Origin of the sequence: Sellimonas catena, from assembly GCF_027924685.1 — a bacterium.
Lineage (GTDB): Bacteria > Bacillota > Clostridia > Lachnospirales > Lachnospiraceae > Sellimonas > Sellimonas catena.
In genome coordinates this window covers 1-15,146 of sequence record NZ_BSBO01000013.1, presented here as the reverse complement: position 1 = coordinate 15,146, position 15,146 = coordinate 1, and the positions used below count along the sequence as shown (strand labels likewise).

At 41.6% G+C, this 15,146-nt stretch carries 6 protein-coding genes and 1 pseudogene; all 7 read left to right on the top strand.

The genetic code is table 11. The features are described 5' to 3' along the window. Nucleotides 1–2: 2 nt before the first annotated feature. A complete protein-coding gene (locus Selli1_RS07360; RefSeq protein WP_118440695.1) occupies nucleotides 3–7,334 on the top strand; it encodes a helicase-like domain-containing protein in 7,332 nt (2,443 codons plus the stop codon). A gap of 81 nt (nucleotides 7,335–7,415) precedes the next feature. Then, nucleotides 7,416–10,166: a YodL domain-containing protein gene (locus Selli1_RS07355; RefSeq protein WP_114002931.1), complete on the top strand. Its 2,751-nt coding sequence runs from the start codon at nucleotides 7,416–7,418 to the stop codon at nucleotides 10,164–10,166. Nucleotides 10,167–10,466: 300 nt separating this feature from the next. After that, entirely contained in the window at nucleotides 10,467–10,682 is a 216-nt protein-coding gene (locus Selli1_RS07350) for a helix-turn-helix domain-containing protein (protein ID WP_028086451.1), read from the top strand. 24 nt (nucleotides 10,683–10,706) lie between these two features. Then, nucleotides 10,707–12,440 carry a type I restriction-modification system subunit M gene (locus Selli1_RS07345; RefSeq protein WP_114002932.1) on the top strand — a complete coding sequence of 578 codons (1,734 nt, stop codon included), beginning with the start codon at nucleotides 10,707–10,709 and terminating at the stop codon, nucleotides 12,438–12,440. Beyond that, a complete protein-coding gene (locus Selli1_RS07340; RefSeq protein ID WP_114002933.1) occupies nucleotides 12,437–12,934 on the top strand; it encodes a restriction endonuclease subunit S in 498 nt (165 codons plus the stop codon). Before Selli1_RS07345 ends, Selli1_RS07340 begins: the two co-directional genes overlap by 4 nt. Further along, nucleotides 12,934–15,096, top strand: coding sequence for a hypothetical protein (locus Selli1_RS07335; protein ID WP_405595498.1), 2,163 nt, complete (start codon nucleotides 12,934–12,936; stop codon nucleotides 15,094–15,096). Before Selli1_RS07340 ends, Selli1_RS07335 begins: the two co-directional genes overlap by 1 nt. Then, nucleotides 15,077–15,146: pseudogene (locus tag Selli1_RS07330) on the top strand (TnpV protein); the annotation flags it as partial. The gene Selli1_RS07335 and the pseudogene Selli1_RS07330, both read left to right, overlap by 20 nt.

Genomic DNA, 15,146 nt, shown 5'->3' with positions numbered 1-15,146 from the left:
AGATGGCAAATAAATTATATGCAATGGAACTTCTGACGGAGGAAGTGGCAAAGGATGTTGCTGCCAATCCGCAGGAATGGATGCGGTTTCTAAATACTGCATCCAGGCTGTACCGGTACACTTTTCCGGAACAGCTCTTGATCTATGCACAGCGTCCGGGAGCAACAGCCGTGGCATCCATGGAAATCTGGAACCAGAAGATGTACCGATGGATTAAAAAGGGGTCTAAAGGAATTGCCCTGATAGATAACACATCCGGACCAAAAACGAAACTCCGATATGTTTTTGATGTGCAGGATACTTATAAGGTAAAAAATCTGGGCAGAGATCCGCAGTTATGGAATCTTAATCCAGAAGGAGAACAACTGGTGGCAGATTATCTGCAGGAGCGGCTGGCACTGGAAGCAACAGAGGGAGGATTAGCAGAGGTTCTTCACCAGGCGGCAGAAGAAAGTGTGCAGGCCTGGTTGCCGGATGCTTTCGACGAACTGCAAATGGATGTAGCCGGCACTTTTCTGGAAGATCTGGATGAACAGAATCAGAAAGTGGAGTTCCGGGAACTGATGACAAACAGTGTCTGGTATGTGTTACTGAACCGATGCGGACTGGATGTGCAGGAATATCTTGATGCAGAGGATTTTCGTCATATTACAGATTTTAACCAGTTAAAGGTTATTGGACACCTTGGAAGTTCTGTGAATGAGATCAGCAGACCGGTATTGATGCAGATTGGACGATATGTGTTGAATGACTTGGAAAAAGATCTGAAAACGGTTGCAAAAGAAAAAGAAGTAGCTTATAATGAATTTAACACGTTAATTCGTGAAAGTAAAACAAGGAACACAGAAGATAGAGGAGAAAATAAGGAGGAAACAGAGCATGAGAGAGATCACTTACAGCCAGAATGGAGAGTACCAGATTCCGGATATCAGTCTGGAGGAGACGAGAGGAACGATCGGGAAGTACGGATTGATGAGGAAAGAGTATCTGAGAAACCACAAAGTAGCCAGATTCAACATTCTGACCTTACAGAACCGTCTGGACAGTCATCTGATGGAAATCGACAGCCAGGCAAGGCAGAGAGTAGACAACCTGATGTCAGAACTTCTGGAGAAAAACCCGGCACCGGACAAAATGGCAGACGGGATGGCATGGACCAGACACATGAACCAGATCAAAGCACAGGCAGAGGAACTGGTAATTCAGGAGATTATTTACAATTAAGTCTGTTCCCGACAGAAGAGGAACAGTTAGGAGAAATAAGGAAAGCGGCAGCTGCATTAGAACAGCCAGCCGCTTTTCTTATTTCTGATGAAGTAGTAGATGATATTCTCCGCACGGGAAGTGGACAGAAAAATACACTGTTTCATATTACGGCAAGACTGATTGAAGGTCTGGATAATGAAGAAATGCAGAACTTCCTGAAGGAGGAATATGAAACAGGTGGAAAAGGATTTACCATAGATGGACAGAAAATCAGTATCTGGTATGACAATGATGGTATCCGTATCCGACGGGGAGATTCCGCCAGAAGAAACTTTGATCGCATGGTTACGTGGGAAGAAGCGGCGGACAGAATCCGGGATATGTATGAGGATAGAAGTTACGTGGATAATCTGATTTCCAATAACGCCATTGAACAGGAGCAGGAAGAAATGACCAATCTTCTTGCACTCCATTTTCGGGATACCAGCAGAAACCGGGAGGAGCAGCAATCATATTCGGATTGGCAGGATGTCGTGCGGGAAGCTTGGACAGATTCAGCGGAAGCAGATGCAATTGCCCATCGCTTTGAATGGCTGCAGAAAGATATGGATGAGAATCCAGAAGATTATCGCAGGTGGGAGATTCAGCATAATCCGGAATATTTCCAGCGTTTTCAGGATCTCCAGAGGGAGCGTTCCTGGGTAGACCAGAAATTTACGGTCGAACGTCCGGCCCTTTCCTTTATCACACAGGATGAGATAGATGCAGTCCTTAGAAGAGGCGGGATCACTGCCGGAGGACGGAATCGGATCTATGAGTATTTCATGGAACATCACGATATAAAGGATGCAGCTGAGTTTCTGAAAAATGAGTATGGTACAGGTGGAGCAGCACCTGGGATACCGGGAGCGTATGAATCCGATGCTTCCCATGATGCGAAAGGATTAAAACTTGCGAAAGGGAAGATTGGCAGTCCAGATGTAGAAGTTCTATTAAAGTGGAATAAGGTTGCAGAACGTGTCCGTCAGCTGATTCGCACCGATGATTTCTTATCACCGGAAGAACTGGAAAAGTATGAAGAACGGCAGGAAGCACAGAGACAGGCGGATCTGGAAGGAGCTCAGCAGGCTTTGGAAGTGGAGCAGGAAGGCTCTGATCAGCAGGAAATACGAGAGGAAAATCAGGAACCGTCGGAAGTTGAGACACAACCGGAAGCAGTAGAAGATGCAGAAAAAAAGGAAGATATAACACCAGAACAGTCTGATATTCCAGCAACAAACTTCCATATCACAGATGATGAACTGGGACAGGGAACACCAAAGGAAAAGTTCCGTGCTAATATCATGGCAATCCAGCTTTTAAAGAAATGCGAGGAAGAAAACCGCAATGCCACACCAGACGAACAGGAGATTTTATCCCGATATGTAGGCTGGGGAGGTCTTGCTGATGCTTTCGATGAAACAAAATCCGCATGGGAGACGGAATATCTGGAATTAAAGACAGTCCTTACACCGGAAGAATATGCAGCAGCCAGAGCTTCTACCTTAAATGCCCATTACACACAGCCAATCGTGATTGAAAGTATGTATCAGGCGTTGGAAAATCTGGGATTTACAAAAGGAAATATCCTGGAGCCATCCATGGGTGTTGGTAACTTCTTTGGAATGCTTCCTGAGAAGCTGAACCAGTCAAAACTCTATGGTGTGGAACTGGACAGTATCAGCGGTAGAATTGCAAAACTGCTTTACCCAGATGCCAATATCCAGATTAAAGGTTTTGAGAAGACAGATTATCCGAATGATTTCTTCGATGTGGCAATCGGAAATGTGCCATTTGGAGCTTATAAAGTGAATGACAGGCAATATGACCGCTATAATTTTATGATTCACGATTATTTTCTGGCAAAGACAATCGACCAGTTGCGTCCGGGTGGTGTGGCAGCTTTGATCACAACAAAAGGAACCATGGATAAAGCATCACCGGAAGTCCGAAAGTATCTGGCAGAACGTGCCGATCTCCTTGGAGCCATCCGCCTGCCGAACACAGCATTCAAAGCAAATGCAGGAACGGAAGTCAGTGCAGATATTTTATTCTTCCAGAAGCGTGACAGCATGACAAAAGAGATGCCGGAGTGGGTGAATCTTGGAAGTGATGCCAATGGAATTACGGTCAATCAGTATTTTGCAGACCATCCGGAAATGATTCTGGGTGAGATGAAAGAGGTATCCGGTCCGTATGGTATGGAAACAACCTGTATGCCGATAGAAGGTGCTGATCTTGAAGTCCAGCTTGCAGAAGCTGTCAGGAATATTCATGGAAATATGGCACCTGCAGTTGATGTGGATGCAGAACTGGATGATGTACCAGAGAGTATCCCGGCAGATCCGAATGTTCGTAATTACAGTTATGCGGTTGTAGATGATCAGGTATATTACCGTGTTAACTCTCTGATGAATCAGGTAAAGATGCCTGCCGCTACTGCAGAACGTGTAAAAGGTATGGTGGAGATCCGAGACACGGTGCGTGAACTGATTGCCATGCAGATGGAAGAATCCGTAACAGATGAAGAAATTCACAAACAGCAGGAGAAATTGAATCAAGTATATGATGCTTACACAGCAAAGTATGGAGTCATCGGAAGTAATGCAAACAAGCGGGCGTTTTCTGATGACGCTTCTTATTGTCTGTTGTGTTCTCTGGAAGACCTGAACGAAGATGGAACATTGAAGCGAAAAGCAGACATGTTTACGAAACGAACCATCAAAAAGGCAGTGGCGGTAACCAGTGTGGAAACTGCGACAGAAGCCTTAGCATTATCATTGAATGAAAGAGCAAAGGTGGATCTGTCCTATATGGCACAGCTGACAGGAAAGACAGAAGAAAAAATCACGGAGGAACTGGTTGGAGTTATATTTAAGAACCCACTGACAGACCAGTGGGAGAGTGGAGATGAGTATTTATCTGGAAATGTCAGGGAGAAGTTAAACACAGCAAGAACCTTTGCAGAGAATCACCCGGAATTCACACCGAATGTCCGTGCATTGGAAGCAGTTCAGCCAAGAGAACTGGAAGCATCTGAAATCGAAGTAAGGATTGGAGCAACCTGGATTGAACCATCGGATTATCAGGACTTTATGAGGGAACTGCTTCATACTCCGTGGTATCTTGCACAGAAGGAGATACAGGTAAAATATTCTGAGGTGAATGGTGAGTGGCGGATTACCGGGAAAAATGCAGACAGTCCAAGAAATGCGTTTGCCTATGCAACGTATGGAACCGAGAGGGCAAATGCTTACCGGATTCTGGAAGATACACTGAATCTGAAAGATGTTCGTATCTATGATAAGAGTGTCAATGAAAATGGGGATGAGATTCGTGTCCTCAATAAAAAAGAAACTATGCTGGCATCACAGAAACAGGATGCCATGAAAGCAGCATTTAAGGATTGGATTTTCAAAGATCAACAGAGACGTGAAAGACTGGTAAGAGTTTATAATGAACGGTTTAACAGTATCCGTCCCCGTGAATACGATGGCAGTCATCTGACTTTCCCAGGAATGAACCCGGAAATTGAACTTCGCCCACATCAGAAAAATGCTGTCGCACATCAGCTTTACGGGGATAATGTGCTTCTGGCTCATGTAGTAGGAGCTGGGAAGACCTACGAGATGGTAGCGGCTGCAATGGAGAGCAAACGTCTGGGATTATCACAAAAGAATCTATTTGTCGTGCCGAACCATCTGACAGAGCAGTGGGGAGCCGAGTTCCTGCAGTTATATCCGGGAGCCAATATCCTGGTGGCAACCAAGAAAGATTTTGAACCGGCGAACCGGAAAAAGTTCTGTGCCAGAATCGCTATGGGAAACTATGATGCGATTATCATCGGTCATTCCCAGTTTGAGCGTATCCCAATCTCTGATGAGAGGCAGGAAGCCATGCTGCGGAAGCAGATTGACGATCTGGAAATCGCAATCCAGAGTGCAAGATATGAGCAGGATGGCGGCCGCTATACGGTAAAGCAGATTGAAAAGACCAGAAAAACGCTGATGACAAGACTGGAGAAGCTGAATCAGAAAGAGAAAAAGGATAATGTAGTTACCTTTGAAGAACTGGGAGTGGATCATCTGTATGTAGACGAGGCACACAGTTATAAAAATGCGTTCCTTTATACAAAAATGAGAAATGTAGCCGGAATTGCCCAGAACGAAGCACAGAAATCAGCAGATATGTTTAATAAATGTCAGTATCTGGATGAGATTACCGGTGGAAAAGGCATTACCTTTGCAACGGGCACACCGATCAGCAACAGCATGACGGAACTTTATGTCATGCAGAGATATCTGCAGAACAGCAAATTACAGAATATGGGCTTGGGATTATTTGATTCCTGGGCATCCACGTTTGGAGAGGTTGTGACCAGCATTGAACTTGCACCGGAAGGAACCGGATACCGAGCAAAATCCAGATTCGCCAGATTCTATAATATCCCGGAACTGATGAATATGTTCAAGGAGATTGCAGATATCAAGACTTCGGATCAGTTGAATCTTCCAGTACCGGAAGCGGAATACGAAACTGTAGTATTGAAACCAACAGAACAGCAGAAAGAAATCGTAGCAAGCCTAGGAGAGCGTGCGGAAGTGGTAAGAAACGGTGGCGTAGATGCTAGTGTAGACAATATGCTGAAAATTACCAATGACGGAAGAAAACTGGCACTGGATCAGCGATTGGTCAATGAACTATTGCCAGACGATCCGGGCAGTAAAGTGTCGGTCTGTGCAGAAAAAAGCTATGAAATCTGGAAAGATACAGTTGTACAGAAATCGGCGCAGATCATTTTTTGTGACTTGAGCACACCGAAAGGCGATGGCAGTTTCAATGTTTACGATGACTTGAAACAGAAGCTGATGGCGAAAGGTGTACCGGAAAAAGAAATTGCATTCATTCATGATGCAAATACCGAAGCAAAGAAGACGGAGCTGTTTGGAAAAGTAAAATCTGGGCAGGTTCGTTTTTTGATTGGTTCAACAGCAAAGATGGGTGCCGGTACCAACGTGCAGGATCGTCTGATTGCTCTGCATCATCTGGATATTGGCTGGAAACCGTCTGATCTGGAGCAGAGGGAAGGACGTATCATCCGGCAGGGAAATCACAATAAAAAGGTTCATATCTTTCGGTATGTGACAGAATCCACCTTCGACAGCTACATGTGGCAGTTGATCGAAAATAAACAGAAGTTCATCTCCCAGATTATGACGAGCAAAGCACCGGTCAGAAGCTGCGAAGATGTGGACGAAGCGGCACTGTCCTATGCAGAGGTTAAGGCACTGGCAACTGGAAATCCGGCAGTAAAAGAAAAGATGGCACTGGACGTGGATGTGGCAAAACTGAAACTTTTAAAAGCCAATCACATGAATAACCAGTACCGTCTGGAAGATGATATTGCAAGAAATTTTCCACAGCAGATTGCAAAATTGACCGAGACTATTGATAGCTACAAAGCGGATATTGCCCATTATCAGGAGCATAAAATCACAGATCCAGAACAGTTTTCCATGGAGATCAGCGGCAAAGTATTTACAGAAAAGAAAGAAGCAGGAGCGGCACTACTGGCAGTCTGCAAGGACATGAAAGCAGTCGATGCAGCAATGGATATCGGAAACTATCAGGGATTCAACATGAGAATCCAGTTCGACAGCTGGAGTAAGGAGTTTATCCTGTCTGTGAAGCATGAATCGGTATCGAAAGTTCATTTGGGAGCAGATGCCCTGGGAAATATCACCCGTATCAATAATCTTCTGGAAAGCTATCCGGAGAAACTGGCAGAAGCGGAGCAACGATTGGAAACGGTACAGGAGCAGCTTACAAATGCCAAAGAGGAAGTTGGAAAGCCATTCACAAAAGAAGAGGAACTGAACCAGAAACTGGAGCGACTGTCAGAACTAAATGCCCTTCTTAATATGGATGAACGGGAAGACACAGAAGCAGAGCAGTCAGAATCGAAAGAGAAAGAAGAACGACCGGCACGTGGTTCTATCCATGAGAAATTGCAGATTTATAAAGAAAAAAGCCAGCGGGAAAGCGAGAATGGCAGGGAAGATAGAAAAAGGGACTTCGGTCTGGAATAAGAAAACAGGAAAGATGGCATAATTTGGTAGAAAGAATGTTCTGCCGGTTATGCCACTTTTGGGAATACAGGAGGAACTTATATGGCGAGAAACATGATAACAGGAATAGAAACGCAGAAAATGCAGGAATATACACAGGAACAAATAGACCGTGCAGAACACATGGGAATAGCAATTCCAGCGGACGTAAAAGAACAGATTTTTGAATATGCAAATCTGGTTGGCGAAGAAGAGAAAGTAAGGACGCTGGTAAGAAATCTGGCAGATGCAGTCAATCGGTCAGATGAAGATAGAGTAGAGGAACTTCTGGATGATGCCCAAATGGATATTCAGGACTTACCAGATCCAACCATAGGCAAGCTGGAACTTCGGGATTATGGATATACAGCAGAGGATATGGTGCCGCTTAGAAAAGCAGCAGCCCTGGATTATCACAGAATGGGTTCTAAAATCTATTGCCTGGGTAGTGATGGCAGCAAGGGAGAGTATGCAAGTAAAGAAATGATACAGGCACATGAAGGGCTGTTTGGCATGGAATCACAGATGTGGGAACGGATAAGGGATCAGGATCTGGATTATGCAGATGAAGATTTTGGAGCATTTCAGGAGCCGATGAATGTGATTGGACAGGAAGAAGCTCTGAAATTATATGATGCCGGAGCAGATATCTATCTGATTACCAATTTTTCATCACCAATCTATGTTACAGAGCGAATGGAGATTGAACGAGGTCCGGAGCATTATCAGATGTCTACAGAAGAACTGGAACGATTCCGCAATTTGGAATGGGAGATGCAGAAATATCCGCAGATTCAGTCTTTGAAAGAGGCAAATCTGCTATTAGGGACAAGACGAACATTCGGTATTTATCAAATAAGAGATGGTTTGCCAGGTGAAAACTATGCGTTTATGAATATGAGCTTCATTGAAAGTCACGGGATGCAGATTAAAAAAGAAGACTATGAACTGGTCTATGTGGGAGAATTATTTGGAAATATGTCGCTAGATGATATATTTGAACGATTCAACATCGACAGACCAGAAGACTTTCGAGGACATTCCCTGTCTGTCAGTGATATCGTAGTTCTGAATGAGGGGGGAAAGGTAACCGCTCATTTTGTAGACAGTATCAGTTTTGAACAGCTAGATTCTTTCCTGAATCTGGAAGAACAGGTTCTTAGTGAACTGGCATATGAGGTAGGAGAACGTTACTTTGCTATTCAGAGAACAGAAGGAGGATATGATTATTCCTTTTACGATGAAGATTTCCGCCTGATGGATGGTGGCGTCTATGAAAATGGTGAAATTTCTATTGAAGAAGCGGCAGAGGAACTTTTGGAAGACGAAGGATGGACTGGAGAACGCATCCGTGGGGATTATGATCAGTTGATGAAAAAGGTAGAAGAAATGGATGAGGTTGTAATGGCAGAGATTCAGAAAAGCCAGGGCGAATATAAGCCATTGGCAAAGGTAGAAGAACTGGAAGAGGCAAATTATAACATGATTGATAATGTCCTCAATAATATGCCACCGAAGAAAGAACCGTATCTGGAATACTTTGCCGCAGAATGTGATGAGTTCCATGATATGGGAGCTTATGAAAAAAGTACCGATGTTAATCAGATTGCTGCGGTTTATGAAAAATATAGGGAGAATCCTGAGAATGCCTATCGAGTATGCAGTATGGGGATTATCTATCGTGATCCGGAAGACAGTTACTATGATGATGCTGAATTTGCAATCGTAAAAGGAAATACAGTACTTGGAAATCTGATGGACGATGTTCGATTTTATGGAGAACTTGCACTGATACGGGAAGGGATTGAGAAAATTCATGATGCATTGCCGGACTATAAGTATGTACCAATGCGGGATGTTCGGGAAGCAATGTATCCAGAGAAGATGACCACAGAACAGTTGGCAGAGGCATTGGATGAGATTGCAGAAGCTTTTGATCCGTATGAGTATCGAGATAATGTGGAGACGGGAGAAAATACGGTACAAGAGGTGATGTTGGATTTGCAGAGTGGCAATACACATTCTTATATTTCTTATCTGAAGGATATTGTAGACGAAGAATGTGACCAGTCTGTGCGTGCAGGTGTATTGATTGAAAGACTGAAAGTCTATGAGCCGGAGTTTCCAAAGAATCTGGAACCAATGGTGTATGTAAACTATTGTGAAGAAAGTGCTCTCATGAATCCAAGATGTCAGAAGTTATCCGAGCTGGATGCAAAAACAGCAGAAATGGATAAAGAATGGTATGCAAAACGTGATTCGAAGACAGAGGAACCTACAAAAATCACAAAGATATATGTGACTGTATATTATGCGGAAAAAGGTGAACAGATGCTGCATCATTTCAAGAAGTCAATAGATATTGGAAATGGACATGGCGGTATTGTGAGTCAGTTGAAGTATGATAATGAAATGAAGCTTACAGATGAGTATTGGATCAATTACCAGAAAGGTAAAGGAAGTGAAGAGTTCCAAAAATATATGGAAGATCTGACAGACATGCAGAATCATGTGCTTCCGTATCTGCAGAGCTTTTGCAATCTGGAAGAAAAAGGTGTGAAAGAGAGACGAGAACAGCAGATAACGGAAAGAAATGAAGGAAGAGCAGATGAGCGGGGAACAAGTACCGAAGCGAATGCAGTGGTCAAGGATGCAGGAAAAGCAGATAGGAAACAGGTACAACAGAAGCAGGCGGTAGTTGGAAAAGATAAGAAATTATCCATTCATGAACGGCTTGAGATTAATAAGAGGATTATTCAAGAAAAGCAGGGAAAAGATAAGCCGGAGAGAGGGGCTGATCGGGGTGTGAGATAAGTATAATATTATAATTCTAATGAAGGATGTAGGGAGTCAATCCCTGCATCCTTTTTTAATGCGTAAATATGGATTGAACGTTATAATGAAAGCAGATTGGAGATGTTTTTCTTCTAACCACACCAATTAGGAAAAGAGTATCTGTAGCAGATAAATTCAAAAGGTTTGTGAATAAATTAAAAAAGATATTCAATATTTGAAAAAAGATATGTGATATTTGTAAATGCGAATTGTACAAGGAGTTTTTTGTGTGATAAAATAATTTTGATATTGATTGCACATTAAACGGAGGAAAAGAGGATGGCAATTAGTTATAATGGATTATGGAAACAGTTAATTGACCACGGAATGAAAAAAGGAGATTTGTGTGCCAAGACTGGTCTTAGCTCCAGTACAATAGCAAAGATGACAAACTGCGAGTCGGTGAAACTATCTGTTTTGGAAAAAATCTGCAAAGAGTTGGATTGTAACTTTGGAGATTTGATTGACTATGTACCAGATAACAAAGAAAAGTAAATTACCTTATGGAGGAAAATGTAAATGGCTACGAGAAGTGCAAAAATAGATCAGAAAGCAGACCTAATATGGGCAATAGCAGATAAGCTTACCGGTGTATATAAACCACATGAATATGGAGATGTTATATTACCACTTACAGTAATCAGACGTTTTGACTGTATTCTCTCAGATACGAAGGATGCGGTATTACAGAAATACGATGAAGTAAAGAATCTTCCAATGAAAGATATTTTACTTCGTAAGGCTTCAAAAAAGGATTTTTACAATACAAGTAAATATACATTTGAAAGACTTATGGATGATCCTGACCACATTGAGGAGAATTTTAGAGAGTATCTGAATAAATTTTCAGCAAATGTGCGGGATATTCTGGAAAAATTTAAGTTTGATGGACACATCACAACGATGGCAAATAAGGGGATTCTGTATATTGTTTTAAAGGAATATACAACAGACAGAGGAAATCTTCATCCGAATGAAATCTCTAACCTTGAAATGGGATATATTTTTGAAGAAATTATAAGAAGATTCTCTGAGTCTCATAATGAAGATGCAGGACAGCATTACACTCCAAGAGAAGTTATCCAACTTATGGTTAATATTCTCTTCTATGATGATAATGACATCCTTTCTGGCAATAATGTGGCAAAGACAATTTATGATCCTGCCTGTGGAACCGGAGGTATGCTTTCTGTAGCAGAGGAATATTTACATAGTCTGAATGCATCTACAGAGCTTGTATCGTTCGGTCAGGAAATCAATGACCAGACATTTGCAATCTGTAAGGCTGATATGCTGATTAAGGGTAACAATGCTGATTATATCAAGGACGGAAACACATTATCGGATGACCAGTTTGCAGGCAGTACCTTTGACTATATCCTTTCAAATCCGCCGTTTGGACGTGAATGGAAGAATGAAAAGGCAAAAGTAGAGGAAGAGGCTAAGCTTGGCTTTGGAGGAAGATTTGGAGCAGGACTTCCGGCTGCAAGCGATGGACAGATGCTTTTCCTTATGACAGCAATATCAAAAATGAAAGATATTGATAAGGGTGGAAGTAGAATTGCAATCATTCATAATGGTTCACCACTCTTTACAGGAGATGCAGGAAGCGGACCTTCTGAAATCAGAAGACATATCCTTGAAAATGATTTGCTTGAGGCAATCATTGCTTTACCGAATGATATTTTCTACAACACAGGAATTGCAACCTATATCTGGGTATTGTCAAATAAAAAGGCAGGTACAGTCAGAGAGGGGAAAGTACAGCTTATCAATGCCAATGAGATGTTTGTGAAGAGAAGAAAAGCATTGGGAAATAAGCGAAATGATATATCTGAGGAGGATATCGCTGAGATTACAAAGATATATGGTGATTTTAAAGCGAGTGAAATCAGCCAGATTTACGATAACGAGGATTTTGGTTATACAAAGATAACAGTAGAAAGACCGCTCCGTGATGACGAGGGAAATCTTGTTCTAAAAAAAGGTAAAAAACAGCCCGATAAAAATCTTCGAGATACAGAAAATGTACCTTTGAAAGAGGATATCAAAGAATATTTTGAGAGGGAAGTATTGCCATTTGCACCAGATGCATGGATTGATGAGAAAAAATCAAAGGTGGGATATGAGATTCCGTTTACAAGATATTTCTACAAGTATGAAGCACCAAGACCATCTGCAGAAATCATGACAGAGATTATGGATTTAGAGATAGAATTATCTGGAAGTCTTGAGGAGGTATTTGACCTATGAGAGAGATGAGAGATAGCGGAGTAGAATGGATTGGAGAGATACCAAAAGATTGGAATTGTTGTAAACAGAAATATAGATTTACACTTATAAATGGACGTGCATTTAAGGATAATGAATTCGAAGAAGATGGAACTTATAGAATTTTGAGGGTGGGCAATTTATTTTCAAATCCAGTTTGGTATTCGTCAAGTTTAGAATTGGAGCCTGATAAGTATTGTGAAAAGGGAGATTTGATTTATGCTTGGTCAATGTCATATGGACCATATATTTGGAATGAAGAAAAGGTGATTTATCATTATCACATTTGGAAAACTAAATTGGTTTCGGATATGGACAAGATGTTTTCATATTATTATTTGCAGGCACTTACAGAATCAATAAAATCGCAAACTCATGAGACTACAATGGGATTTGTAACAATGGGAATTATGAATAATTCCTATATTGCATATCCAAGAAATATAAAAGAGCAAAAAAAGATAAGCTTCGTGTGATGTTTGCGAGAATCAGTGTATCTATGCTTGAGCCGGATCTGGTAATCATGGATGAGTTTCAGAGATTTAAGTTTCTTTTGTCATCCGATGACAGTGAGCTTGGTATTCTTGCACACAGTTTCCTTAGTGGACATGATACAAGGGTACTTCTGTTGTCGGCTACACCATATAAATTGTATTCTACCCTTGAAGAGATAGATGAAAATCAGCTTGATGAGCATTATGCAGAGTTTTTTCAGGTTATGAACTTTCTTTTTGATGATGAAGTCAAAGACATTAAATTTAAGGAAGTGTGGAAGAATTATTCCCATGCTCTAAGTGAGTTGAAGGCAGGGGACAGTGCAATTATCCGTATGAAGGAGCTGGCAGAAAATGCCATGTATCAGGGAGTCAGCAGGACAGAGCGTATATCTGTCATGGATTCCGGTGATTATACGGATGACAGCAGCGTGAAGCATCATTTGCAAATAGATGAAAATGACATAAACTCCTATATACAGATGTCACGATTGTTGTCAAAAACGGATTCAAATCATTCTTTACCGGTAGATTATGCAAAGAGCTGTCCGTATCTTATGTCCTTTATGAAGAAATATAAGATTAAAGAGCAGATTGAAAAATATTATATAAAACATCCAGATGAATTTGGAAGTGAAAGAGAACAATGTCTCTTGTGGCTGAATCGCAATAAAATCAATAAATATGATGAACTGCCGAAAACCAATGCAAGGCTTGAGGCACTGAAAGAAAAAGCATTTACCGGCGGTGCAGAAAAATATCTGTGGATTCCTCCATCACTGCCATATTATGAGATGCAGGGAGCATATAAAAACAGCAAAGGCTTTTCAAAAATACTTGTATTTTCTGCATGGGAGATGGTTCCACGAATGATAGGTGCGCTTGTTTCCTATGAGGCGGAAAGACTTACAGTTGGAAAACTGGTACATCAGATAAAGAATCAGGATAAGAAGAATACGGGGTATTTTGCGGAAGGTTCGAGACGATACCCGGTGGCAAGGCTCAGGTTTAATGTTTCAAATGGAGAAGTAAGAGGCATGAGTCTGTTTGCACTGCTTTATCCTTCAAAGACACTTTCTGATATGTATTTACCGATTGAGTCATTGAATAATCATGAATCATTAGAAGTAATAGAGAAATCTGTACGGCTGAAACTGAAAGAGAAGCTTGCGATAATCGAAGAAAAGTATGGTGATTCGGGTAACAATAAGGAAGATGCCAGGTGGTATTATCTTGCACCGATGCTCATGGATGGAGTCATCTATGCAAAGCATTGGATAGAGGATATTGTGTGGGAAATGAATACAGACGAAGAGGATACAACATCTGAGGTCAGAAGCAGTTCAAAGGATAAGAGAAATAAGGGCTTTATTGCTCATATTGATAAGCTAAGAAGTTATTTGGATGCCCCGGAGGAGATTCATCTTGGAAGAAAGCCGGAGGATCTTCTGGAAACATTGGTAAATATGGTACTGGGTTCGCCAGCAATATGCATTTATCGTTCTAATGGAAGAAGCACAGCCAGAGCAACATCGCTTGCAAAGGTATTTGTCAATAATTTCAATTTGCCGGAGTCAACAGCTATCATTGATCTTGCTTATGGCAGATGCAGGGATGATAATTCCCATTGGCAGAATGTACTTAAATACTGTAAAGATGGCTGTTTTCAGGCAATGATTGATGAATATATCCATATGCTGAAAGAAACAGCAGGTTTTCAGTCGGATGGAAATCAGTATCAGATTGTGCATGACATGATGATGGATTCATTGAAGATACATACAGCCACCTATATCGCTGATACTTATCCTGATTTCAAAAAACGTATTAACGGAGCTGACAGGAAGAGTGATGGATGTCGAATAAGGTCGAGTTATGCAGTTGGATTTACAAAGGATGCAGGAGATAATTCCAAGGTAGTCATGCGTAAAGAAAATATCAGAAATGCCTTTAACTCACCAATGCGTCCATTTGTGCTCGCCACAACATCAATCGGACAGGAAGGATTGGATTTTCATAATTATTGTCGTGTGATTATGCACTGGAATCTTCCAAGTAATCCCATAGATGTAGGACGGATTTTGCGGACATTCAAAATAAAAAAGAATGTGGAGGTAACAGACAATGGCAAAATCATTATTTGAGGAACTGGGCGGCAAATACGAAAGGCAAGGGGATTATTTGATACCGTGCT

What these genes read in the sequence shown, in the direction of transcription:
- Selli1_RS07360 (WP_118440695.1), top strand. Translation starts at nt 3, where the DNA reads ATGGCAAATAAATTATATGCAATGGAACTTCTGACGGAGGAAGTGGCA.
- Selli1_RS07355 (WP_114002931.1), top strand. Translation starts at nt 7,416, where the DNA reads ATGGCGAGAAACATGATAACAGGAATAGAAACGCAGAAAATGCAGGAA.
- Selli1_RS07350 (WP_028086451.1), top strand. Translation starts at nt 10,467, where the DNA reads ATGGCAATTAGTTATAATGGATTATGGAAACAGTTAATTGACCACGGA.
- Selli1_RS07345 (WP_114002932.1), top strand. Translation starts at nt 10,707, where the DNA reads ATGGCTACGAGAAGTGCAAAAATAGATCAGAAAGCAGACCTAATATGG.
- Selli1_RS07340 (WP_114002933.1), top strand. Translation starts at nt 12,437, where the DNA reads ATGAGAGAGATGAGAGATAGCGGAGTAGAATGGATTGGAGAGATACCA.
- Selli1_RS07335 (WP_405595498.1), top strand. Translation starts at nt 12,934, where the DNA reads ATGTTTGCGAGAATCAGTGTATCTATGCTTGAGCCGGATCTGGTAATC.